The 22,953-nt window shown below is 68.6% G+C and carries 17 protein-coding genes; 11 read left to right on the top strand and 6 right to left on the bottom strand.

The window, feature by feature from the left end:
* Positions 1-128 precede the first annotated feature (128 nt).
* The 5 genes from AC1Z3O_RS23740 to fliD all read left to right on the top strand — a co-directional run bounded on the left by AC1Z3O_RS23740 (position 129) and on the right by fliD (position 6,645).
* Entirely contained in the window at positions 129-1,499 is a 1,371-nt protein-coding gene (locus AC1Z3O_RS23740; protein WP_483518317.1) for a DUF3100 domain-containing protein, read from the top strand.
* Between the two features lie 23 nt (positions 1,500-1,522).
* Complete coding sequence (locus AC1Z3O_RS23735; protein WP_483518316.1) at positions 1,523-2,692, top strand: M20 aminoacylase family protein; 1,170 nt, start codon at positions 1,523-1,525, stop codon at positions 2,690-2,692.
* 4 nt (positions 2,693-2,696) lie between these two features.
* Positions 2,697-4,082 (top strand): L-serine ammonia-lyase, encoded by a 1,386-nt coding sequence (locus AC1Z3O_RS23730; RefSeq protein WP_483518315.1) that lies wholly within the window; start codon positions 2,697-2,699, stop codon positions 4,080-4,082.
* A gap of 190 nt (positions 4,083-4,272) precedes the next feature.
* Entirely contained in the window at positions 4,273-4,806 is a 534-nt protein-coding gene (locus tag AC1Z3O_RS23725) for a lysozyme inhibitor LprI family protein (protein WP_483518314.1), read from the top strand.
* Positions 4,807-5,196: 390 nt separating this feature from the next.
* Complete coding sequence (fliD, locus tag AC1Z3O_RS23720; RefSeq protein ID WP_483518313.1) at positions 5,197-6,645, top strand: flagellar filament capping protein FliD; 1,449 nt, start codon at positions 5,197-5,199, stop codon at positions 6,643-6,645.
* 107 nt (positions 6,646-6,752) lie between these two features.
* Here the strand turns inward: fliD and gdhA are convergent, their stop codons facing one another.
* Both gdhA and AC1Z3O_RS23710 read right to left on the bottom strand, forming a co-directional pair.
* Complete coding sequence (gene gdhA, locus AC1Z3O_RS23715; RefSeq protein ID WP_483518312.1) at positions 6,753-8,096, bottom strand: NADP-specific glutamate dehydrogenase; 1,344 nt, start codon at positions 8,094-8,096, stop codon at positions 6,753-6,755.
* 327 nt (positions 8,097-8,423) lie between these two features.
* The gene (locus AC1Z3O_RS23710) at positions 8,424-9,071 is read right to left on the bottom strand and encodes an IclR family transcriptional regulator (protein ID WP_483518311.1); all 648 of its coding nucleotides are present in this window, start codon (positions 9,069-9,071) and stop codon (positions 8,424-8,426) included.
* 99 nt (positions 9,072-9,170) lie between these two features.
* On the opposite strand from AC1Z3O_RS23710, the gene AC1Z3O_RS23705 reads away from it, so the two are divergent.
* Entirely contained in the window at positions 9,171-10,196 is a 1,026-nt protein-coding gene (locus tag AC1Z3O_RS23705; RefSeq protein WP_483518310.1) for a Bug family tripartite tricarboxylate transporter substrate binding protein, read from the top strand.
* A 66-nt stretch (positions 10,197-10,262) separates the two neighbouring features.
* Positions 10,263-11,135, top strand: coding sequence for a TauD/TfdA dioxygenase family protein (locus AC1Z3O_RS23700; RefSeq protein ID WP_483518309.1), 873 nt, complete (start codon positions 10,263-10,265; stop codon positions 11,133-11,135).
* Positions 11,136-11,234: 99 nt separating this feature from the next.
* On the opposite strand, the gene AC1Z3O_RS23695 is transcribed toward AC1Z3O_RS23700, so the two are convergent.
* A complete protein-coding gene (locus AC1Z3O_RS23695) occupies positions 11,235-13,517 on the bottom strand; it encodes a penicillin acylase family protein (RefSeq protein WP_483518308.1) in 2,283 nt (760 codons plus the stop codon).
* Positions 13,514-15,043, bottom strand: coding sequence for an amidase (locus AC1Z3O_RS23690; RefSeq protein ID WP_483518307.1), 1,530 nt, complete (start codon positions 15,041-15,043; stop codon positions 13,514-13,516). Before AC1Z3O_RS23690 ends, AC1Z3O_RS23695 begins: the two co-directional genes overlap by 4 nt.
* 279 nt (positions 15,044-15,322) lie before the next feature.
* Here AC1Z3O_RS23690 and AC1Z3O_RS23685 point away from each other — a divergent pair, with 279 nt between their 5' ends.
* The 4 genes from AC1Z3O_RS23685 (at position 15,323) to AC1Z3O_RS23670 (ending at position 21,419) form a co-directional block, all read left to right on the top strand.
* Positions 15,323-16,804, top strand: coding sequence for a M81 family metallopeptidase (locus tag AC1Z3O_RS23685; RefSeq protein WP_483518306.1), 1,482 nt, complete (start codon positions 15,323-15,325; stop codon positions 16,802-16,804).
* 282 nt (positions 16,805-17,086) lie between these two features.
* A complete protein-coding gene (locus tag AC1Z3O_RS23680) occupies positions 17,087-18,082 on the top strand; it encodes an IS110 family RNA-guided transposase (protein WP_483515946.1) in 996 nt (331 codons plus the stop codon).
* Positions 18,083-19,291: 1,209 nt separating this feature from the next.
* Positions 19,292-19,852 (top strand): DUF2239 family protein, encoded by a 561-nt coding sequence (locus AC1Z3O_RS23675; RefSeq protein ID WP_483521944.1) that lies wholly within the window; start codon positions 19,292-19,294, stop codon positions 19,850-19,852.
* A gap of 193 nt (positions 19,853-20,045) precedes the next feature.
* On the top strand, positions 20,046-21,419 hold the full coding sequence (locus tag AC1Z3O_RS23670; protein ID WP_483518305.1) for an MATE family efflux transporter: 1,374 nt from the start codon (positions 20,046-20,048) through the stop codon (positions 21,417-21,419).
* A gap of 136 nt (positions 21,420-21,555) precedes the next feature.
* Here AC1Z3O_RS23670 and AC1Z3O_RS23665 read toward each other — a convergent pair whose 3' ends face one another.
* Together AC1Z3O_RS23665 and AC1Z3O_RS23660 are read right to left on the bottom strand one after the other, a co-directional pair.
* Positions 21,556-22,371 carry an N-acetylmuramoyl-L-alanine amidase family protein gene (locus AC1Z3O_RS23665; protein ID WP_483518304.1) on the bottom strand — a complete coding sequence of 272 codons (816 nt, stop codon included), beginning with the start codon at positions 22,369-22,371 and terminating at the stop codon, positions 21,556-21,558.
* Positions 22,362-22,751 carry a lysozyme inhibitor LprI family protein gene (locus AC1Z3O_RS23660; RefSeq protein WP_483518303.1) on the bottom strand — a complete coding sequence of 130 codons (390 nt, stop codon included), beginning with the start codon at positions 22,749-22,751 and terminating at the stop codon, positions 22,362-22,364. The genes AC1Z3O_RS23665 and AC1Z3O_RS23660 overlap by 10 nt, the downstream gene beginning before the upstream one ends.
* Positions 22,752-22,953: the final 202 nt, after the last annotated feature.

Below are 22,953 nucleotides of genomic sequence, written 5' to 3'. Positions count from 1 at the left end.
TCACGATCATTGATGAAACGCTTGGCGATCGGAATACTAGGTGCCTGCCCGCCGGCTGGCGGCCCGCTGACGGGCCGTGATGACCGCAAAGCACATCATGCTTGCCGGGCTTCGCTTGCGAGACACCCATGACCCAATCCCTTTCCCCTCGCGCCGCCGCGCCGCAGGTGCCCGTCCTGGACACCGTCACCGCCGCCGGCAAGTTCCGCCTGCTCGCCGTCACCCTCGCCGTGGTGGCGCTGGCGGAAGCGATCGGCGCTGTCCAGTTCAAGCTCGGCCCCGGCCGCGTCGTGCTGATGCCGATGATGTGGTCGCTGCTGATGGCGGCGGCCTGGGGCATCGCCTGCCGGCAGGTGCCGCGACCCTTGCGCGTCGGCCCCGGCCTCCAGGCCCTGGCCACCGGCCTGCTCAATGCCGGGCTGCTGCTGTTCGTGGTGAAGCTCGGCCTGACCGTCGGCGTGGCCCTGCCCAAGGTCAAAGAGGCGGGCTGGGCCTTGCTGTTCCAGGAGTTCGGCCATGCGCTGGGCACCCTGGCGCTGGGCCTGCCGCTGGCCTTGCTGCTCGGCATCAAGCGCGAGGCGGTGGGTGCCACCTTCTCGGTCGGCCGCGAAGGCAATATCGCCATCATCAGTGAGAAGTACGGCATGGATTCGCCGGAGGGCCGTGGCGTCCTCGCGGAGTACATCACCGGCACGGTGCTCGGCGCACTGTTCATCGCCATCCTGGCCGGCTTCATCAGCAGCCTGCACCTGTTCGATCCGCGCTCGCTCGCCATGGGCGCCGGCGTGGGCTCGGGCAGCCTGATGGCCGCGGCCGTGGGCGCCATCGTCGCCCAACACCCCGGTGAGCTCGGGAAGGACATCACCGCGATTGCCGCCGCCTCCAACCTGCTGACCTCGGTGGTCGGCTTCTATTTCACGCTGTTCCTGTCGCTGCCGCTGTGCTCGTGGCTGTACGGCAAGCTCGAACCGGTGCTCGGCCGCTTCGGCCGCCTTGGCCGTTCTTCGCGCCGGGGCGAAGCCACGGGCACGGCAGGCCTGGCGCAGTCCGGGGCGCTCTCCACGCACCGCCTGTCGATCGCCGATGCCGCGCTCGGCTGGGCGGTGGTCGGCGCGGGCGTGCTGATCGGCAACTGCCTGTCCTACCACGTGCCCGTGCTGGTCTCGCTCGAAGGCGTGCTGGCCGTCATCGCGGTGGTGGCAGCCTGCCAGCTCGTCAAGCACCTGGTGCCGCGCGTGCCGCTGCTGCTGTTGCTGTCCATCGTCGCCACGCTGGTCGGCGTGCCCGGCCTCTTCCCCTTCTCCGACGGCCTCATCGCGCTCACCGACAAGCTGAATTTCATGACGTTCACGACGCCGGTGCTGGCGCTTGCCGGGTTCTCGGTGGCCAAGGACCTGCCGATCTTCCGCCAGCTCGGCTGGCGCATCGTGGTGGTCTCGCTGACCGCCACGGCCGGCACCTTCCTCGGCGCGACGCTGATCGCCGAGTTCTTCCACTGACCTCACCCAGACGATATCCCGCCATGTACCGCGACACTGACATCGCCGACGACATCCGCCAGAGCATGGTGAGCTGGCGGCGCGACATCCACGCCACGCCCGAGACCGCCTTCGAGGAGCACCGCACCGCCAATATCGTGGGGCACGCGCTCGCGCTGATGGACATCGAAGTCCATCGCGGCCTCGCCACCACCGGCGTGGTGGGCACCCTGCGCAACGGCGCCGGCCCCAGCATCGCGCTGCGCGCCGACCTCGACGCGCTCAATATGCAGGAGCTGGGCAGCCCGGCCCATGCCTCCACCTGCGCCGGCAAGATGCACGCCTGCGGACACGACGGCCACACCGCCATGCTGCTCGGCGCGGCGGCCCACCTGGCGCGCCACAAACCCTTCCGCGGCACCGTACATTTCGTCTTCCAGCCCGCCGAGGAGAATGAAGGCGGCGGGCGCGTCATGGTGCAGGAAGGCTTGTTCGACAAGTTCCCCGCCGACTCTGTCTACGGCATGCACAACTTCCCGCAGCTGCCGCGCGGGAAGTTCGCCATCCGCGCCGGCACCATGACCGCCTTCCTCGACAACTTCGAGATCCAGATCACCGGCAAGGGCTCGCACGGGGCGCAACCGCACAACGGCATCGACCCGGTGGTGGTCTCGGCGCAGCTCGTGATGGCGCTGCAGACCATCGCCAGCCGGCGTACCGATGCCACCGATTCGGTGGTCGTCAGCATCACGCAGATCCACGGCGGCGACACCTGGAACGTGATTCCCGAGACGGTCCTGCTGCGCGGCACCACCCGCACGCTGCACCCCGCCGTGCGCGAGCGCACGCAGAACGCCATGCAGCAGATCTGCGCGGGCGTGGCGCAGACGCACGGCGCCCGCATCGCGCTCGATTTCCGTCCCGGCTATCCTGGCGTGGTCAACACACCGGGCGAGACGGCGGCGGCGATCGCGGCCGCCGCCAGCCTGGTGGGCGCCGACAACGTGAAGACCGACATCAAGCCCGCCATGGGCTCGGAGGACTTCGCCTTCATGCTCGAGGAGCGCCCCGGCGCCTATATCGGCATCGGCGCCGGCGAGGGCCCGAACGATCCGCCGCTGCACAACCCCTACTACGACTTCAACGACAACATCCTGCCGCTCGGCGCCGCCTACTGGGTGAAGCTGGTCGAGCAGCAACTGCCCCCGGCCTGAAGGCATGTTCCTGTCCGTCTTCGACATCTTCAGGATCGGCATCGGCCCGTCCAGCTCGCACACGGTGGGACCGATGCGGGCGGCCCTGGCGTTCGCGCGTGCGCTGCAGGCGCAAAGCCTGCTGCCGGCGGTGGCGCGGATACAGGTGGAGCTGTTCGGCTCGCTGGCCGCCACCGGCCGCGGGCATGCCACCGACAACGGCGTGTTGCTGGGCCTGATGGGCGAAACCCCCGAGACGGTACGCCCCGACGCCGTGGCCGCGCGCGTTGCGGCGGTACGGCGCGATTGCGCCATGCCCCTGCTCGGCCTGCGCGACATCGCCTTCGACCCGCGCCGCGACATCGCCTTCCGCGCCGACCGTTCGCTGCCCGCCCATCCCAACGCCATGCGCCTCTTCGCCTTCGGCGCGCACGGCGCGCTGCTGCGCGAAGCGGAGTACTACTCCGTCGGCGGCGGCTTCGTGGTCGAGCGCGGCGCCTCGGCCGATGCGGCCGATCAGCGGGCCGCCCCGCTCAACGTCTTCCACAGCGGCGACGAACTGGTTTCACTGGCGCTGTCACAACGCCGCACCATTGCCGGGCTGATGCTCGCGCGGGAATGCACTTGGCGGCCGGCGGCCAAGGTCCGCGCGGACGTGCTGGCCATCTGGGACGTGATGCAGGACTGCGTGCAGCGTGGCCTCGGACTGCGCGGCGACACACCACCGCAAACCCTGCCGGGCGCACTGCGCATGCGCCGGCGTGCCCCGGAACTGTATCGAGCCCTGACACGCGACGGCACCGCCGGCGCCGATCCGATGGCCGCGCTCGACTGGGTCAACGCCTACGCCATGGCGGTCAATGAGGAGAACGCCGCCGGTGGCCGCGTGGTCACGGCCCCGACCAACGGTGCCGCCGGCATCGTGCCGGCGGTCCTGCACTACTACACACAGTTCGTGCCGGGCGCGAACGAGGACGGCGTGGTCGACTTCCTGCTCACCGCCGCCGCCATCGGCATCCTCTACAAGACCAATGCCTCCATCTCGGGCGCCGAGGTCGGTTGCCAGGGCGAGGTCGGCGTGGCCTGCTCGATGGCGGCCGCGGGGCTGGCGGCTGCGCAGGGCGGCACGCCGAAGCAGGTCGAGAACGCCGCCGAGATCGGCATGGAGCACAACCTCGGGCTGACCTGCGACCCCGTCGGCGGCATGGTGCAGATCCCCTGCGTGGAGCGCAATGCCATGGGCGCGGTCAAGGCCATCAATGCCGCGCGCATGGCGCTGCGCGGCGACGGCAGCCACTATGTGTCACTCGACACCGTCATCAAGACCATGATGCAGACCGGCGAGGACATGAAGGCCATCTACAAGGAGACCTCGCTGGGCGGCCTGGCGGTCAATGTCGTGGAGTGCTGAGGCCCGGCGCACGCTGCGCATCCGGGACTCGGACGCCTGCGCCACTCAGCAGCCGAAGCGCTGCGGCAAGATCGCCGTTGTGCGCCGCCACCAGACGGATGCGCCTGCGCCGTGTATCCTCTCGGTCCCGGCATGCGGCGGCCACCGCGGCCGCCTCCCCGCAACCGGATCCTCTCATCAGACACCTCCCATGGATTGGCTCTCCCGGCTGCCGGCCGCCCTCGCCCTGGCCAGCATCACCTGCCTGGGCAATGCCCACGCCTCGGATCCGGACTGCAGTACGCCGGCCGCCGGCACGCAGGCCGAACGGCTGATCTGCGAACACGCGCTGCTCGCGATGGGACACGGCCGCATCCGCGCCCAGCAGCAACGCTTGCTGCAGGCCGGTGCCATCAGCCAGGCGGACATCGCGGCGTTCCTGGCCCGGCGCGATGCCTGCACGACGGTCGCCTGCCTGGATACCGTGTTCTCGCAATGGAAGCAGCATGCGGCCGCGATCCAGGCCGCCGGCGCGCCGGCGTCGCCGGCCGGCATCGGGCGGGCTGATAGCGCTCCGCACGTACGGCCCTCAGCGACGCGTGGCGAGGAGACCGCCGGTGGACGCGCCGTGCCGGCCGCCCCGATCGCCGCCCTGCTGCTCGCGCTGGCGGCGGCAGGGGTTGCGACGCTGGTACGCGCGCGCCGGCGCCGCTCGCGCGGCGCGGACAAGGTGCGTCCTGGCTGAAGCGGCAGGCCGATACAAGGCGCCGCGCCTGGCACCATCGACGCCGCTCCAACCGTAAGAAGACCGCCGGCCCATCAATGACGACAAAAAGTCACATTTCCCGCTAAAGATCAGCGACACCCCTCCGTTAATACATGGGAGAGACATTCAAAGCCTCTCCGCATGTCACGAAACACCCACATCGCGGGAAGGAAGCGCCTGCGCGGCAGCCCTGAGCGGCGCCGCGATCAGTCCAGGCGCTCGCGATCCTGTGAAGGCGGGAAACCACATACGACGCGCAGACCGGCAGCCGGCGCAAGCCGCAGGCATGCCGCCATTGCCGCACGGTATCCCTGACCTCGGGCATGCAGGAAATACAGTGAAGAACTCCAAAACGAAGGGTAAACGTCCATGGCATCCATTTCCTCCCTGGGGATCGGGTCAGGTCTTGACCTGAACAAGCTGCTCACCCAACTCTCCGACGCGGAAAGCATTCCGCTCAAGCTGATCAAGAACAAGCAGGCCGCGCACCAGGCCAAGCTGTCGGCCTACGGCACGGTCAAGAGCGTGCTGGGCGCCTTCCAGGGCGCGGCCAAGAAGGTCAGCGAACTGGCCACGTACAGCGCCACCAAGGCCAGCGTGGGCAACTCGGACGTGATGAGCGCGTCCACCGGCGCCAATGCCGTGGCGGGCAGCTACACCGTCGACGTCACCGGGCTGGCCAAGGCGCAGTCGCTGGTCGGCAGCGGCCAGGCCAGCCTGACCGCGGCCATCGGCACCGGCACGCTGACTTTCGACTTCGGCACGGTCAGCGGTTTCGATGAAACCACTGGCAAGTATGTCAATCCGGGTTTCGCGCCCAACGAAGGATCGACCAAGACCGTCACGATCGAAGCCGGCAGCAATTCGCTGCAAGGCATCCGCGACGCCATCAACAAGGCCAATATCGGCGTCACCGCCAGCATCGTCAATGACGGCAGCGACCAGCCCTACCGCCTCGTGCTGACCTCGGACAAGACCGGCGCAGCCTCGAGCATGCGTATCAGCGGCTCGTCGCCGGAGCTGCAGAACCTGATCGGCTACGATCCCGCCCTGACGACCCAGCCCAGCGGCGTCAAGGAAACGGTGCGCGCCACCAATGCCACGCTGAGCATCAACGGCATCGCGGTCAGCAGCCAGAGCAACACGGTGACCGACGCCGCCCAGGGCGTAACGATGACGCTCAACAAGACCGGCACCACCAGCCTGTCGGTGAGCCGCGATATCGAAGGCGTCAAGGCCTCGATCCAGGGATTCGTCACCGCCTATAACAACCTGCAGAACGTGGCCGGCCAGCTGACCGCCTTCAATGCTGCTGACCGGACCAGCGCCGCGTTGACCGGCGACGGCGTGCTGCGCAATATCCAGAACCGCCTGCGCAGCATCCTCAATTCCCCGCAGCCCGCAGGCGACGACAAGCTGACCCGGCTGGCGGAGATCGGCGTGACCTTCCAGAAGGACGGCACCATGGCGGTCGACGACACCAAGCTGACCAAGGCGCTCAACGACAACCTGGGCGGTGTCACGCGGCTGTTTGCGGGCGACGGCACCACCGGCGGCTACGGCCGCCAGATCTCGAGCGCGATCGATGGCTTCAATTCCGACAAGGGTTCGCTGAAGACCGCGACCGATGGCCTCAGCAAGACGCTGAGCAACCTGCAGAAGGACTACACCACGACGCAGGACCGCATCAATGCCAATGTGGATCGCTACCGTGTCCAGTTCACGCAGCTGGACCTGATGATGTCGCGCATGAACCAGACCAGCAGCTACCTGACGCAGCAGTTCAACTCGTTGAACAATATGAACACCAAGAAGTAAGGCGCGGACGGGCGCGCAGACATGACAAGGGGCGCCCGCGGGCGCCCCTTGTCACAGGGTCGGAAGCGATGCGCGGCGCGGCCCGCAGGCCCGCCCGCCGCACCCGGTCAGATCACGCCCTGCGCCATCATGGCGTCAGCCACCTTGACGAAGCCGGCCACGTTCGCGCCTTCCACGTAGTTGATGTACCCATCGGCCTTCTGGCCGTGATGGATGCAGTTCTGGTGGATGTCCTTCATGATGGCGTGCAGCTTCTCGTCGACCTCGGCGTGGTGCCAGGTCAGGCGCATGGCGTTCTGCGACATCTCCAGCCCCGAGGTGGCGACGCCGCCGGCATTGCTGGCCTTGCCCGGCGCGTACAGGATGCGCGCCTCGACGAAGCGGTCCACCGCTTCCAGCGTGGAAGGCATGTTGGCGCCTTCGGCCACGCAGAAAACGCCATTGGCCAGCAGGCGCTCGGCGTCGGCGCCGTCCAGCTCGTTCTGCGTCGCGCAGGGCAGCGCCACGTCGGCCGGCACGTGCCAGGGCGTGCGTCCTTCTTCGAAGCGCAGGTCGTGGCGCGCGGCGAAGTCGGACAAGCGGCCGCGCTCGTCGTTCTTGAACGCCATCAGCTCGTCGAGCTGCTCGGCGCGCATGCCCTGCGGGTAGTGCAGCACGCCACCGGAGTCGGATACGGTCAGCACCTTGGCGCCCAGCTCCATCGCCTTCTGCGCCGCGTACTGCGCCACGTTGCCCGAGCCGGAGATCAGCACGCGCAGGCCGTCGAAGTCGCGGCCGCGGCGATGCAGCATCTCCTGCGCGAAGTAGACGGTGCCATAGCCCGTCGCCTCCGGACGCATCAGGCTGCCGCCGTAGGCCAGCCCCTTGCCGGTGAACACGCAGGCGGACTGGTTGGACAGCTTCTTCATCATGCCGGCCATGAAGCCCACCTCGCGCGCGCCCACGCCGATGTCGCCGGCCGGGATGTCGGTATCGGCGCCCAGGTGGCGGTGCAGCTCGCTCATCAGCGCCTGGCAGAAGCGCATCACCTCGCCGTCTGACTTGCCCTTGGGATCGAAGTCGGAGCCGCCCTTGCCGCCGCCCATCGGCAGCGTGGTCAGCGCGTTCTTGAAGGTCTGCTCAAAGCCCAGGAATTTCAGCACCGACAGGTTGACGGTGGGGTGGAAGCGCATGCCGCCCTTGTAAGGACCGATGGCCGAGCTGTGCTGCACGCGAAAGCCGCGATTGACCTGCACGCGCCCCTGGTCGTCGGTCCATGCCACGCGGAACTGGATCACCCGTTCCGGCTCGACCAGACGTTCCAGCAGGGCCTGCTCGGCATAACGGGGATGGCGTTGCACGAAGGGCCAGAGGGTGAGCATCACCTCTTTCACGGCCTGCAGGAATTCGGGCTGGTGGGGGTCGCGCCGAGCGACCCCGGCCAGGAAGGTATCAAGGGTGAGTGAAGCCACGGATGTCTCGATTGTGCTTGGCAGAAAGCGCGCCGCGAGGGTGTGACCGGCCGGCGTGCCGTTGTAGACACCGCACCGCGCTCCCGGAACGCGCCCGGACGCACCTGCGGCAGGCCGCGCGGGATCGTGTCCCTGCCAGCCAATGTGCAGACATTTACGCTGTGTGGTGAATGCCTGCGGCAAACACGAAGATTAGCACTACATCGATGCCGGACGATACCCGGTCAGACCACATTTGCGCAATAAAATGCGCGATAGCCGGCATGTTGCCCGCATAGTGGCCATGCTTGCATGGACTTGGATGTCTTATCGCCGCCCCAGCGAAAGTCACACGGGCGCCAGCCCGATCATCCGGCCGATATCGGCTGCCGCCTGCTGCAACGCCGGCACGATCTCGGCCACGATGCGCTCGGGCGTGGCCTCTCCCGTCGCGGTGGAAATCCCCAGCGACAATTGCCGCGAGCCGGTCGCCGGCAGCGGCACGGACACCGACATCTGGTTGCTCTCGGGATAGGCCAGCTCGCTCCACTGCCCCACCGGCAGCGTCAGCGCCATCGCCAGCGCGCTCCCCGGCGGCAGCACGCTGCCCACCCGCAGGTTCATCACCACCAACCTGCGCCGCTCCGCCGGCGCCATGGCGCGGCCGACGATGATCACGCCGTCCGCGCCCGCCTCGCCCAGGTTCGACGTTCCGGAGTACGCATCCGCCAGCCGCTGCAGGGTCTCTTGCACGGCCTCGGTCACGCCAAGGCTCTCCAGCGCGGCGAAGCCGATCTCGAAGATCCGCGTGGTCAGCCGCCAGCGGTTGTCCTCGCGCGCCACGTAGCCATCCTCCTCCAGCGTCAGCAGGAAACGCAGCACCGTCGGGTGCGGCAGGTCGACCGCGCGCGACAGCTCGGCCAGCGTCGGACGGCCGTTGTGACGGAACGCCTGCAGGATCGCTAGACAGCGCTGGATCGACCTATTATTCTTCATCCGTTCACTCAGAGTACATTACGTTCACTTAGTGAACATCATAAGCCCAGACGAGGCGCGCGGCAAGCACTGCGAACCCACTGCTCGGAGACAAAGCACATGACCCCCACCATCGATGTCCGGGCTTCCGCCCGGATGCGCTTCCAGCCGTTGCGCCGCGCGCTCGGCCTGGCCCTTCCCTTGCTGGCATGGCTGGCGCCGCTGGCGCCCGCGCAGGCGAGCGATGCCTGGCCAAGCCGGCCGATCCGCTGGGTCGTGCCCTATCCTCCCGGCGGCTCGACTGACATGCTGGCGCGCGTGGTCGGCCAGAAGCTGGGCGAGCGCCTCGGCCAGCCCGTGGTGGTGGAAAACAAGGCGGGAGCAGGCGGCAACCTGGGCACGGACTACGTCGCCAAGCAGCCGGCCGACGGCTACACGCTCGTGATGGGCAACATCGGCCCGATCTCGATCAACCCCTCGCTCTACCGTGACCTGCCCTATGACCCCGTCAAGGACCTGGCACCCGTCACCATGCTGATGTCGGTGCCCAACCTGTTGGTGGTTAATCCCGCGCTGCCCGTGCACTCGGTCAAGGAACTGGTCGCCTACGCGAAGCGGCAGCCTGCGCCGCTGGGCTACGCTACGCCGGGCGCCGGCACGTCGCTGCACCTGGCGGGCGAGCAGTTCGCCACGATGGCGGGCATCAAGCTGACCCACGTGCCCTACAAGGGCAGCGCGCCGGGCCTGAACGACACCATGGCGGGCCATGTGCCCATGATGTTCGACAACATGCCCTCCGCCCTGCAGCTGGTGAAGACCGGCAAGCTGCGCGCGCTCGCCATCACCAGCGCCCAGCGCTCGCCGCAGCTCCCGGACGTGCCGACCATGGCCGAATCCGGACTGCGCGGCTATGAGATCGCCGGCTGGTTCGGCGTGCTGGTCCCCGCCGCCACGCCCAAGCCCATCGTGGCGCGGCTCGACAAGGAACTGCAGGCGATCCTGAAGCAGCCCGACGTGCGCCGCCAGCTCGACGAAATGGGCGGCATCGTATCGGGCGCCGGGCCGCAGGAATTCGGCCGCTATATCGACAGCGAGACCCGCAAGTGGGGCCAACTCGTCCGCAGCGCCGACATCAAGATCCAGTAGCCACAGGCGTGTCCGCCCCGGGACGCCCAACCGCCCAACGACAAGTCGATAACGAGGAGTCGATCCATGCCACAAACCCAGACCATCGAGATCCAGCCCATCGCCGGCGCCATCGGCGCCGAAATCCGCGGCGTTGACCTGGCCGCACCGATGTCCGACACCACCTTCGCCCAGATCGAAGCCGCACTGCATGCGCACCTGGTGATCTTCTTCCGCGACCAGCAACTGACGCCCGAGCAGCACAAGGCCTTCAGCGCACGCTTCGGCCCGCTGCTGGAGGTGCCCTTCGTGCGCGCCCTTCCCGGCCACCCGGAGATCCTTCCGGTGATGAAAGGCAAGGACGAAAAGACCAAGCGCAATTTCGGCGGCCTGTGGCACTCGGACATGAGCTACGCCGAGATCCCGCCGCTCGGGTCCGCGCTGTACGCGCGCGTGATTCCGCCTTACGGCGGCGACACCATGTGGATCAATATGTATCGCGCCTACGATGCGCTGTCGGACACGCTCAAGGGCGTGCTCGAAGGCCTGCGCGCCGTGCACAGCCCGGTGCGCTCCTACGGCGCCAACGGCGCCGTGGTCAACAACGGCGACCCGGCCCACAAGATGGATGTGCGCACCGACGATCGCGCCACGCGCGAAGCCGTGCACCCGGTGGTGCGCGTGCACCCGGCCACGGGACGCAAGGCGCTGTATGTCAACAGCACCTACACGCTGCGTTTCGAGGGGATGACGGAGGAAGAGAGCGAGCCGCTGCTGCAGTTCCTCCACAAGCATGCGGCACGGCCGGAGTTCACCTGCCGCTTCCGCTGGACGCCGGGCGCGCTGGCCGTATGGGACAACCGCTGCACGCAGCACTTGGCCATGAACGACTACGACGGCTTCGACCGCGAGCTGCATCGCACGACGATCTCCGGCACGCGGCCGGTGGGCGTGGCCTGAGCAGTAGGAGGGCAACGGCGGCGGACAGGCGGCGCCGGAGATCCGCCGCCGCTGCCGTGCCCGCCGCAGCGGCCGCAGTGGTGCCTTGCGCCAGCGGATTCAAGCCGGCGCCTGCCCAGCCGGCCGCAGCATCTCCTGCAACACGCCCTGGCTCGCCACTGCGTCCCAGCCGTACAGCATCGGCACCATTTCCCCCGCCGCCCAGGCTACCGCCTGGTTGTCATGCCAAGGGCTGTCCGGATCCGCGGCCGCACCGTGGAAGACGATCCAGCGGCTGTTGTCCCAGCCGCCCACGTCGAACACATAGCGCGACAGCGATGCGTAGACAGGCTCCGTTCCCAGGCTGGGCACGTAGCCGCTGCAGAACACGGTGTCGCTGTCGCCCATCAGCGGGCCGGCGTCGCGGGCCGCCAGCGCCGGGGCCTGCGGAAACTGCGCGGCGAGCAGATGGCGGCGCGTCATCCGGTGGCGCTCGCCCCAGGTGGCGGACGGTTCGGCCGCGACGGCTTCCAGCGCCTCGCGCAGCGGCTCGGACCAGGCTGCGCCACCGAGCAGACCGGCGTCGTCCTGGCGCAGCAGATGCGGCAGGCACCACCACAAGTGATTCTCGGGCGCGATGCCGGGCGGCAGTCCGTCCTGGGCCGGCAGGCCGACCGCACTCAGGCCACTGCGGGCGGCCACCGCGCGCGCCAGCTTCAGCCGCAGCGAGGTGTAGGCGGCCCCCTCGGTGGAGCCTGCCTGCATGAAGCCGTCCCAGGCCAGCAGGCGGTCGCGCAGGGCGGCAGCGGGCGGCGTCAGGCCGTCGATCCCGCGCAGCCGCCCACACAGCTCGCGCGCCGGCGGACTCAGCGTGTCGCGGTGGATCGCCGCCATGTCGTCGATGGTGGCCGGCCCCAGCGCCTGCAGGCGCTGCCAGATGCGCTCGGCGCGGTGCGGCGGATGGCAGTCGGTGCAGAGGTAATCCTCGCCGGCCGCCGCCACACGGTTGTTGGCGGTGACGATGAGGCCGCCGGCCGGGTCCACCTGGCGCGGCATGCGCTCCCAGGCGACATGTCCGTCCCAGGCGTGCTCGGCGCGCCAGCCCGGCACCGGCAGCCAGCCGTTGGCGGCGGGCCGGCGCGGCACCAGCGCCCGCACCAGATGGCCGATGTGGCCGGCGGTGTCGGCGGCGACCAGGTTGTGGTCGGTCAGGCCCCAGCCGCGCGTGGCGGCATGTAGTGCGTCCACGCTGCGCGCGCGCATCATCGGCAGCATGCACTCGAAGGAGCGATCCAGTTCGGCGTGCGACACGGTGCGCAGCGCCAGCGCCGAGCCGCTGGCCGGGTCACCGGTCACCACCGGCCCGCGGCTGGTCTCGACGATCTCGCAGGCCACCGCCGGCTGGCCGCGCACCGCTACCTGCTCCACGCGCCGCACGGTCTCGCGCCACTCGCCTTCGCGTTCGAGGTAGCGCTGCCCGCCGTCGGCGAAACGCTCGAGGAACAGGTCGGCCGTATCGACGAAGGCTACCGTCACGCCCCAGGCGACGTCGCGGTTGTGGGCGAAGTGCGGGAAGCCCGGCACGCCGGGCACGGTGAGGCCGATCACGTCGAAGCCATCGCTTGCACTGTCGCAGGCCAGGTGGCACTGGTAATAGAGATTCGGCATGTCGAGCATGCGATGCGGATCCCCCGCCAGCAGCGGCCGACCGCTCGCGGTACGGCTGCCGGCCAGCACCCAGTTATTGCTGCCGCCGCCGGCCGCGTCCGGGCTGGCCGTGCGCAGCAACTCCGCCATGGCGTCGGCCAGCGCGTCCAGCGGCGGGCCCTCGCGCTGTGTCACGGCGCCGGGCGGCATGCAGACCATCTCCTCGCCGCCGCCGTCCATGCGCAGCTTGCCGAGCTGATGCGGGCCGACCACAGGCAGCGCCAGCGCGCGCCACAGCTTGGGATAGACCGAGTTCAGCATCAGGCTGGCGTGGCGCATCGCGGCGATGGCATGCCAGTCCTGCCAGGGCTCCGGCGCCTCGCCCAGCAGGGCATATTCGGCCGGCAGCGCACCCTGCGCGATGAAGGCGTTCACGCCGGCCGCATAGGCATGCAGCATCGCGCGCGCCTCGGCGCCCAGCGCGGCGGCATCGCGGCGCGAGGCGGGCTCGCCGCCCAGCCGGCGCGCCAACAGGTCGAAGGGCAGCGCGGCCGGCCCCGCCCATTCGGCGAAACGGCCGATTGCGCGGCGGCGATTGGCATCCATCTGCCACAGGCGGTCGGTGGCATGGACGTAGCCGAGGCCGAAGAAAGCATCTTCGACACGGCTCGCGCGGATGTGGGGAATGCCCCAGGGATCGCGCCAGATTTCCACCTCGCCGACCAGGCCGGACAGCGTGCGTGCGGCGCCGCTCATGCCCGCTCTCCCTTCTGCGCCGACGCCGCAGCGATGGCGGGCGGCTGCGCCTGCAGGAAGCCGGTGATGCGCTCGTAGCAATGGGCCAGCTGCAGCAGCGACAGCTCGTCGCGTGGCCTGCCGATGATCTGCACGCCCATCGGCAGGCCCTGCTCATTCCACCCCACCGGCAGGCTGATCACCGGGCAGCCGGACAGCGTGCCCGGCGTCACCACCTCCATCCAGCGGTGGTAGCTGTCCATCGCACGCGCGCCGATGCGCGCGGGCCAGCGCTCGTCGATGGAGAAGGGGAAGACCTGCGCGCTCGGCAGCGCCAGGAAGCGGTGCGTCTCGAACAGCTTCATGGCCAGGTCGTACCAGGCGGTGCGGTCCACGGCCGCGCGGCTTACGTCGGCGGCGCTGAGCTTGCGGAAGCCCTCGAGCTCCCACTGCAGTTCGGGCTTCATCTTCTCCCGCCGGGCCGGGTCGGCATGGGCCTCGCCGAGGCTGCTGCCCAGGCTGAACTGGCGCAGCACCACGAAGGCCCGCCAGACGCGCTCCCAATCGAAGGCGGGCGCTGCCGCCTCGGTCTCGATGCCGGCGCTGCGCAGCCGCGCGAGCGCGGCCTCACACATAGCGAGAATGCCGGGCTCGAATGCCAGATGGCCACCCAGGTCGCCCAGCCAGGCGATGCGGGTGCCGGAAAAATCCGTATCGAGCCGATCGTGCCAGTCGGGCACCGCGCCCTCCAGCGACAGGGGCGCGCGCGCGTCATAGCCCGATTGCACGGACAAGAGCAGCGCCAGGTCGTCCGCGCTGCGCGCCATCGGCCCTTCGGTGGCGAGCTGGCTCATGAAGGCATCCACGCGCGGCCAATGCGGCACCCTGCCCTGCGACGGCCGCAGGCCCAGCACATTGTTGTAGGCCGCCGGATTGCGCAACGACCCGCCCATATCGCTGCCATCGGCTACCGGCAGCATGCGCAGCGCCAGCGCCACGGCGGCGCCGCCACTGGACCCGCCGGCGCTGCGCGTTGGATCCCAGGCATTGCCGGTCGCGCCGAATAGGGGATTGAAGGTATGCGAGCCGAGCCCGAACTCAGGCACATTGGTCTTGCCGATAAAGATGGCCCCCGCGGCACGCATGCGCGCGGACACGATGGCATCGGCTTCCGGCACATGGTCCGCGAACAGCGGCGAGCCCGAGGTGGAACGCAAGCCGCGCGTGTGGGCCAGGTCCTTGATGGCCTGCGGCAAGCCGTGCAGCGGACCTACGGCATCGCCGCGTGCCACAGCGGCGTCAGCCGCGTCGGCCTCTGTCAGCACGTCTTCACGGGGGCGCATTGAAACGATGGCGTTGAAGCGTGGATTCAACGCCGCGATGTGATCGAGGTAGGCGCCGACGACCTCGCGCGACGACAGGTCCCGCGTGCGGATCCGGTGCGCCAACTCTCGCGCGGGAAGCTGGCAGATCTCGGGAACCGTGACCGGGTCGACGGAGGTGGCGGGAACGGCAGGAGCGGCGGGGGCGACTGTCTTGGCGGTCATGACGGCATCTGCTGTGGGGGAGATCCACCATATTGGCCGAGCCTGCCGTTCAGGGCAATGCGGGAGTGCCCCACACGCCCGGCGCGGGCGCAGCCGGGGGCCTGCGCAGGCCGCTGCCCACGCCGCAACCTGTACGCCTTGCCCTCGCGGCAGCAGTACGGTTGGCATGCTTTCGGGCAAACTGTGTATTTCCGAGGCTCGCCGCCGCCCCTACAGTCGGCCGGGCAGGCCCGATCGCCGCGCCGCGCGCGGCCACAGACAACGAAGAACGGAGACACCATGCGGCTGCTTCTCGCCACCTTCAAGCACGAGACCAATACCTTCTCGCCGGTTCCCACCCCCTACGCGCGCTTCTTCTACAGCGGCGACGACAGCCTGAGCGGCGAGCGCGCCATCGCAGCGCGCCGCGGCACCGGCAGCGGCATCGGCGGCTTCATCGAGGTGGCCGAGCGCGAAGGCGCGCAGATGGTGGTGCCGGTGGTGGCGGAAGCGCCGCCCAGCGGCCCGGTCGACCCGCAGGCCTATGAGCGCATCGCCGGCCGCATCCTGGAGGCCGCGGCAGCGCAGCACTTCGACGGCATCCTGCTGGACCTGCACGGTGCCATGGTCACGCCGGATTACGAGGACGGTGAGGGCGAGCTGCTGCGTCGCCTGCGCGCCCTGCATCCGACCACCCCGATCGGCGTGGTGCTGGACATGCACGCCAACCTCTACCCCGACATGGTGGCGCGCGCCACCGTGCTGACCGGCTACCACACTTACCCGCACGTGGACATGGCCGCTGCCGGCAAGCGCTGTGCCGAGCTGCTGTGCCGCGCCATCCGCGGCGAGATCCGCCCCGTGCTGGCATGGGGCAATCGTCCCATGCTGCCGCACGTGATGCGCCAGGGCACGCACGCCGAGCCGAACCGCTCGCTGCAGGCGCGCTGCATGGCCCTCGAGAACGCCGGCGAGGGCATCCTTGCCGCCTCGCTCTTCACCGGCTTTCCCCACGCCGACATCCATAACGCCGGCCTGTCTGTCGTGGTCTGCGCGGATGGCAACGCCGGCCAGGCCGAGCAGGCCCGCGAGGGCTTGCTGGACCAGGCCTGGGAACAGCGCACCGCCTTCCTCTACCACGGCAGGCCGCTGTCCGATGCGGTGGCCAGCGCCAAGACGGTGCAGGGCCGCCCGGTCGTGCTGCTGGACCATTGCGACAACGTCGCCTCGGGCGGCACCATGGACACCACGGCGGTGCTCGCCGAAGTGCTGAGGCAGGACCTGCGCGGCGCCGTGTTCTACGCGATCCGTGATCCCCAGGCGGTGGACGAGGCCATCGCCGCCGGCATCGGCAACGAAGTCACGCTCTCGCTGGGCGGCAAGTCGGAACTGCCCGCCACCGGCGAACGCAACGCGCCGATCACCCTGACCGCAAGCGTGCGCACCATCAGCGACGGCCGTTTCCGCCTGCGCGGCCCGATGAGCGCCGGCGTCGAGACCAGCTCCGGCAAGACCGTCGTGCTCGACACCGGCTCGGTGCTGGTGGTGGTGATCTCCTCGCACATCGAACCCTTCGACCTGAACTGCTTCCATGCGCTGGGCATCGATCCGGCACAGCAGCAGTACCTGGTGCTGAAGAGCCGCGTGCACTGGCGCGCGGGCTTCGGCGAGCTCGCCTCCCACGTGATCGAGTGCGACAGCATCGGCGTGACGACGTCAGACTATGGCAAGTTGAAGTTCGAGAATGTGCGGCGGCCGATTTATCCGCTTGATGCGATGTAGGATGGGTGGCGGTGGTTTGGCGGAGGCCGCCGAGGTCTGCCCGCTGATTCTTGTCTCCCCTTGTATGTTTCCATCAGCCCGAATCGAAGCCAGGATTTGCAGTCCTATTGCCAAGGAAAGATCAAAGGTTTATAGGACAGTGCTGTCGATAGGGCGGAACTTCGCCACCGGTACGCCAAACCTGAAACCCCTCGGAGCCTGAAGCTCGCGGGAGAGCATGTGGTCAACGTACGGGTCCGCTTCATCCATTTCGTATAACCCGAACAGTTGCCAATTTTGAATATGCATCCGCAAGGCAGGGAACCGAATGACGGGCGTCCACGGCCCACCGCAGGGATTGATGTGTCCAAGGAGCATCTTGATGCTTGCTGGATGGATCAGTCGCTGCGGGTAGGCAATGAGGCGTCGGGATGGGGCGAGTTGATAGCGAAGTTCAAGGCGTGCGATGTCGACCTGGTTGTGGTTGAAGCGACCGGCGGCTACGAGCGAGGCCTGGTACGGGCGCTGCAGCAAGAAGGAGTGGAAGTTGCGCGGGTGAATCCGCGTCAGGCTCGCGACTTTGCTAAGGCGATGGGCGAGTTAGCCAAGACAGACCGGATCGACGCGCGAGGGTTGCGCGACTTTGCCGATGTACTGGCACGCCATCCGGATCGCCACAAGTACCTCACGGCACCGCTGGAGGCGCACCGGGAGTCGCTGGCGGCGCTGATGATTCGGCGGCGCCAGTTGGTGGAGATGCGAGTGGCCGAAGGCAATCGGCTGGAGAAGGCGGGGCCGAAGACGGCGCGCAGCATCCGCGCAGTGATACGCACGCTGGACAAGCAGATTGCCGAGATCGACTCGGATCTGGATGACCACATCGAGCAGCACTTCAAGGAGCAGCGCAAGCTGCTCGATAGCGTCAAGGGTGTCGGGGCGGTGACGACCATGACATTGCTGGCGGCGCTGCCGGAGCTGGGCAAGCTTGGGCGCCGGGCGATCAGCAAGCTCGTTGGCGTTGCGCCACTGGCTTGTGATTCCGGCAAGCGCCAGGGGACCCGATGTATCTGGGGTGGGCGTGCAGACGTGCGGGCGGTGCTTTACATGGCCACCCTGTCGGCGATGCGTTACAACCCGGCGATCGCGGCTTTCCGGCAGCGTTTGCTGGCCGCCGGCAAGCCCAAGAAGGTCATGATCGTCGCTTGCATGCGCAAGCTGCTGACCATCCTCAATGCTATGGCCAGGGATGGCGCCCTATGGGATCCAACCAGGCATGCTTCACAGGCCCTCCAGCCTTGACTTGAAACACAGTTGCTCTCCCGCTTGCGGGAGAGGGGTCGGGGGTGAGGGCAGGCGCTTGCAGCCACGATTTGCTGACCTCGCTTGCTGACCTCGCGTGATGTGGCGGCATCGCGTCCTTGTTCCAAGCGGCGTCAGCCCTTGCACCCAACGGCCATACGACATCCCCCTTCGGGGGCTGCCGGTCACTTTTCTTTGCGTTCTGCAAAGAAAACTAACGAAAAGAAAGCAGCCCTGCCGGGGGCAGAGCAATAAGGCTTTCGGTGGGCGTTGCCAGCTGTCGTGGGCGTGTCGCTTCTGCCGGTCTCTGCCGTTCGCGAGGCGGGCCGCCACGGCTTTGCCACCGTCCTAAGTTGTATTGCTTGGCCCGTGATGACGAGCGGTGGTGGTGGTTCGGCCATCTGCCGATACCGGGGCGGAGCGCCACTTTCTGATCGGCGTGGCTGGTTGCATTGCAGGCCTGGGGCTCCCATGCGGGACGGACGGCAAGCGCGATCGTCGTAAGGGCTTCAACCCGGGTATGTGCGGGGCGCGTCTATTGCACCAATTAAGTGTGACACTCCACATCGACCACTTTGCGTTTCACTCGCGAGGCGGTCGCAGTAGCGCCCACGCTTCAAACTGGGACCACTTGCCTGCAATCAAAACCAGCGCCGCTCGGTAGACAGTGGCCATCCGCCTCGGTAACGGCAGATGGTCGAACCACCACGGCGGCACGGCATCAGGGGCCCAACAGTCCATGCTCGCGGCATCGGCAGCGTCGACCACGTCCGCACCGGACGCGGTAGCTGCCAGCAGAGGCGGCACGGCCACGACGGCTGGCGATAAACCCAAGCGAGCCTTATTGCTCTGCCCCCGGCAGGGTCTGCTTTCTTTTCGTTAGTTTTCTTTGCAGAACGCAAAGAAAAGTGACCGGCAGCCCCCGAAGGGGGATGTCGTGCGGTCGTTGGGTGCAAAGGCTGACACCGCCCAGGACAAGAACGCGATGCCGCCAGTTCAAGCGACATCGAAAAAGGGCCAGCAGATCGCGGCTGCAAGCGCTTAGCCCATCGTTCCCACGCCCCAAATAATACCCGGGCGATATTGCAAACAAATTTACACCCGGGTATTATTTGCCAATGACACTCGCATAGAGCCAGCCATGGCAGACCATCCCTCCCCCCTTCCTACACCAGCTTCGACGGCCACCGGCGCCTCGCCTCCGGGCCCCTGGCGGCCGTCGCCCTTGCCGTCAAGCATGCCCTCGACAGCGGCGCGGCCGGCCCGATTCTGATCTTCGATGACAGCACCGGGAGGTCGATCGACATCGACACGCGCGGCAGCGATGCCGAGCTGCTGGCGCGCTTCGCGCCGGCGGCCGAGCCGTCCGTGCCGGCCGCATCCGATGAGAGCGCTGCCACCGCAACGCCCAGGGGCCGCGGCCGCCCGAAGCTGGGCGTGGTCGCGCGCGAGGTGACGCTGCTGCCGCGGCACTGGGAATGGCTGGCAGCCCAGCCGGGCGGAGCGTCCGTCGCGCTGCGCAAGCTGGTCGATGAAGCCCGCCGCGTCCACGGCGAGCGCGACCGCAAGCGCCACGCGCAGGAGCGCGCCTATCACTTCATGTCGGCGCTCGCAGGCGACCTGCCCGGATTCGAGGAAGCCACGCGCGCGCTGTTCGCTGACGATCCCGCGCGCTTCGCCGCGCTGATCGACGGCTGGCCGGCCGACGTCCGCGACCATGCCACGCGGCTTGCTGCCGCCGAAGCGCCGGTGCCGCTCCCCGGCGACTGACGGACGACCGTCACCGCCTGCGCCGCGCGCTGGCTGCCGCTGACGGCATCGCCCGCGCGGCCCTGCCGGCCGGTTTGCCGGCGCGCCGCCACGGCGGTGCCCGGCGTTCGGTTTTTCCCGCGCTCACCCGCGCCTTCCCCCCTGGTCCGGCGGCCTGCCGCACCGGAACGGCCTCCTATTGCCCGAAAACATCATGCAACCCCCATTCAGCCTTGGGCCCCCCAGCCCCCGCCCCATGTGGCGGCACTATCTGACCATGCTCGTCCCAATGATGCTGACCAACGTCCTGCAGTCGGCCGCCGGAACCGTGGACAGCATCTACCTCGGCCAGTTGCTCGGCATAGAGGCGCTCGCGGCCGCGTCGGCATTCTTCCCGGTCTTCTTCCTGCTGCTTGCCGTCATAGTCGGGCTGAGCAGCGGCGCCACCGTGCTGGCCGGCCAGGCCTGGGGTGCCGGCGACCGCACGCAGGTGCGAGCCATCGCCGGCACCGCGCTGGCACTGACGCTGTGCACCGCCCTCGCCATCGGCATAGCAGGCGGCACCTATGCGGGACTGCTGATGCGCGCGCTCGGCACGCCGGGGCCCATCCTGGACGAGGCAACGCGCTACGCGCGGCTGATGCTGATGGGCATGCCCATCTTCTTCCTGCTGTGGCTGGCGACCTCGCTGAGCCGCGGCGTCGGCGACGCGGTGACCCCACTCTGGGCACTCGCGCTGGCCACAGCGCTCGCCCTCGCCTGCACGCCGGCCTTCATTCGCGGCTGGGGCGGCCTGCCCCGACTGGGCGTGGCAAGCGCGGCGGTCTCGACGCTGATCGCCTTCACGCTCGCCACCACTTGGCTGGCGGTGCGCTGGCGCCGCGGCGGGCATCCGCTAGCCCCGGATGCGGACTGGCTGCGCCACCTGCGCCCGGACCCCGCCATCGCGCGCAAGATCCTGCGCATCGGCATCCCATCGTCCTTGCAGATGATGACGATGGCCTGCGCTGAGTTCGCGTTGCTGGGTCTGGTCAACCGCCACGGCGCCGGCGCAACCGCGGCCTACGGCGCCGTCAACCAGGCGATGAGCTGGATGCAGCTGCCGGCCATGTCGCTCGGCATCAGCACCACCATCCTCGCGGCGCACGCCATCGGCGCAGGCCGTGCGGAGCGGCTCGTCGGCATCGTGCGCACCGGGCTGTGGCTGAACCTCGCGCTCACCGGCAGCCTGGTCGCCGCCGTGTACGGCCTGGCGCCATCGATCATCGGCCTCTTCCTGACCGACGACGCGGTCGCCGCGCTTGCGCTGCAACTGCTGCGCACGGTGGCGTGGAGTGTCGTCTTGTTGGGCTCGGTCAATGTCCTGGTCGGCGCGATGCGCGCGAGCGGCACCGTGCTCGCCCCGACCGCGGCGGGCATGTTCGCCATTCTCTGCATCGAGCTTCCCGCCGCCTGGTGGCTGAACGCGCGCATCGGCATGCCCGGGATCTGGTGGTCGTACGCGCTCGCGTTCGCCGCGATGTTGGCGCTGCAGGCTGCGTACTACCGCCTGTCGTGGCGGCGCCGGATGATCCGGCGCCTGGTGTGAAGGCGGCCGGCGCGAGCGCGCCCCGCCGCACGCCGCGCACGATTGCCTGTCGTGACGAAATCCGCGGTGCATCGTCCCCCCGCAGGCGTGAATGATGGTGGTGCCGGCAGCGCCGTCACGGATCAGGGGAGGCGCATCATGGCCGGCCGGCGGGTGGCATCGCCGTGCCGCCAGCATCGCGGCCTTCGGCATAGCGGCGGACCGCCGACACGATGGCCTCGACAATGCGCTGCTGGTTCGCCTCGTCGCTGACATAGGCCTCGTCTTCCGGGTCGACGATCACCCCCACCTCCAGCAGCACCGCAGGCATTTCCGTCTTGCGCAGGACGACGAGGTCGTCGAAGCGGTAGATGCCCAGCCGAGGATCCAGCAGCTCCCGGTTCTCGCCCGCGATCGGCTCCGCGTGGTGCAGCGCCGGCGCCCGGCCCAGCTTGCGCATGGCTTCACCGAGTTCCTCTGCGAAGGCATAGCTCTGCGCGAAGCGGGGGTTGCGCATGGAAACGAACAGGGAATAGCCGGCGATCGGCTTCGTCGTCCGGTAGGCATCCAGCGTGCCCGACTTGGCCTTTTCCAGGTAGCGGGGTTGTGCGGAATCGTGATGGATCGACAGGAACAGGTCTGCGCCTTGCGCATTGGCAAGCTGCGCCCTGTCGTCGAGGCTCATCGCCTGCCCGGCTGTGCGGGTCAGCACGGGGCGGAATCCGGCCGCCGCCAGCGCCGCGCAGACTTTGCCGGCGAGCACGTCGTTGTAGTGGACCTCGTAGATCCCGCGCACGCCGAGGGCGCCGCCTGGCCCCGGATCGTGGCCGGGATCGACTACGATGCGCAGCGACCGCGGCGCGGGCGCCGCCGGCCCCGCTCCGTCATGTGCCAGCGCGAACCACGGCAGGCACAGCGCCAGCGCCAGGCCACGCGTGGCGAGCAAGGAGGCGCGGCGGCGCGTCAGTTCCACGCCTTCTTCGCGATCATGTCATCCCGGCAGGTGCCTGCCTTGCACTCGCGAAGGCGGTCGCGCAGATACTCGGTGCGTGCCCGGTTGACCCGGTAGTTGCAGTCCACATCGATGGCCCCGCCCCCCTCGCAGGATGCATCGCGGTACTTGATCCACTCCAGCTGCACCTCCTTCAGCTTCTGCTTCGCGCCCTCCTTGACGACGCCGCGCAGCTCGCCGTAGACCGCGTTCAGTTCCTTGTCAGACTCTACGAACAGCTTGGCGAAACAGTAGGTCTTGTCATAGCTGGTCCGGTACTTGTCGCACTCGCCATCGGCATGGGCGGCGAAGGACGACAGACCGAGCAAAGCGAAGGTCAGCGCGGGAAGAAGGGCTTTCATGGAATTCCTGTGAGCGATCGGAAATGGGTTGGACCTGGCGCCGCGCTGCCATGGCCGCGCGACGCCGCTGGTATTCTAGCCAAGCCAAGTGAAGGATTGCGCCCGGCAAGCCGCAGCGGAAGTGGAAGGGAGCGAGGCCGATGCGAAATTGGCCCCGGCCATTGGCGAACCTCACGGCCCGTCGCAAGGCGCGCACATGCCC

The sequence above is a fragment of the Cupriavidus sp. 09_S30 genome (assembly GCF_056930435.1).
The sequence above is the reverse complement of the archived record's forward strand: the minus strand, read 5'-3'. Positions and strand labels throughout refer to the sequence as shown.

What these genes read in the sequence shown, in the direction of transcription:
- AC1Z3O_RS23705 (WP_483518310.1), top strand. Translation starts at nt 9,171, where the DNA reads ATGACCCCCACCATCGATGTCCGGGCTTCCGCCCGGATGCGCTTCCAG.
- AC1Z3O_RS23685 (WP_483518306.1), top strand. Translation starts at nt 15,323, where the DNA reads ATGCGGCTGCTTCTCGCCACCTTCAAGCACGAGACCAATACCTTCTCG.
- AC1Z3O_RS23695 (WP_483518308.1), bottom strand. Translation starts at nt 13,517, where the DNA reads ATGAGCGGCGCCGCACGCACGCTGTCCGGCCTGGTCGGCGAGGTGGAA.
- AC1Z3O_RS23740 (WP_483518317.1), top strand. Translation starts at nt 129, where the DNA reads ATGACCCAATCCCTTTCCCCTCGCGCCGCCGCGCCGCAGGTGCCCGTC.
- AC1Z3O_RS23690 (WP_483518307.1), bottom strand. Translation starts at nt 15,043, where the DNA reads ATGACCGCCAAGACAGTCGCCCCCGCCGCTCCTGCCGTTCCCGCCACC.
- AC1Z3O_RS23735 (WP_483518316.1), top strand. Translation starts at nt 1,523, where the DNA reads ATGTACCGCGACACTGACATCGCCGACGACATCCGCCAGAGCATGGTG.
- AC1Z3O_RS23660 (WP_483518303.1), bottom strand. Translation starts at nt 22,751, where the DNA reads ATGAAAGCCCTTCTTCCCGCGCTGACCTTCGCTTTGCTCGGTCTGTCG.
- fliD (WP_483518313.1), top strand. Translation starts at nt 5,197, where the DNA reads ATGGCATCCATTTCCTCCCTGGGGATCGGGTCAGGTCTTGACCTGAAC.
- AC1Z3O_RS23670 (WP_483518305.1), top strand. Translation starts at nt 20,046, where the DNA reads ATGCAACCCCCATTCAGCCTTGGGCCCCCCAGCCCCCGCCCCATGTGG.
- AC1Z3O_RS23710 (WP_483518311.1), bottom strand. Translation starts at nt 9,071, where the DNA reads ATGAAGAATAATAGGTCGATCCAGCGCTGTCTAGCGATCCTGCAGGCG.
- AC1Z3O_RS23700 (WP_483518309.1), top strand. Translation starts at nt 10,263, where the DNA reads ATGCCACAAACCCAGACCATCGAGATCCAGCCCATCGCCGGCGCCATC.
- AC1Z3O_RS23725 (WP_483518314.1), top strand. Translation starts at nt 4,273, where the DNA reads ATGGATTGGCTCTCCCGGCTGCCGGCCGCCCTCGCCCTGGCCAGCATC.
- AC1Z3O_RS23680 (WP_483515946.1), top strand. Translation starts at nt 17,087, where the DNA reads ATGCATCCGCAAGGCAGGGAACCGAATGACGGGCGTCCACGGCCCACC.
- AC1Z3O_RS23730 (WP_483518315.1), top strand. Translation starts at nt 2,697, where the DNA reads ATGTTCCTGTCCGTCTTCGACATCTTCAGGATCGGCATCGGCCCGTCC.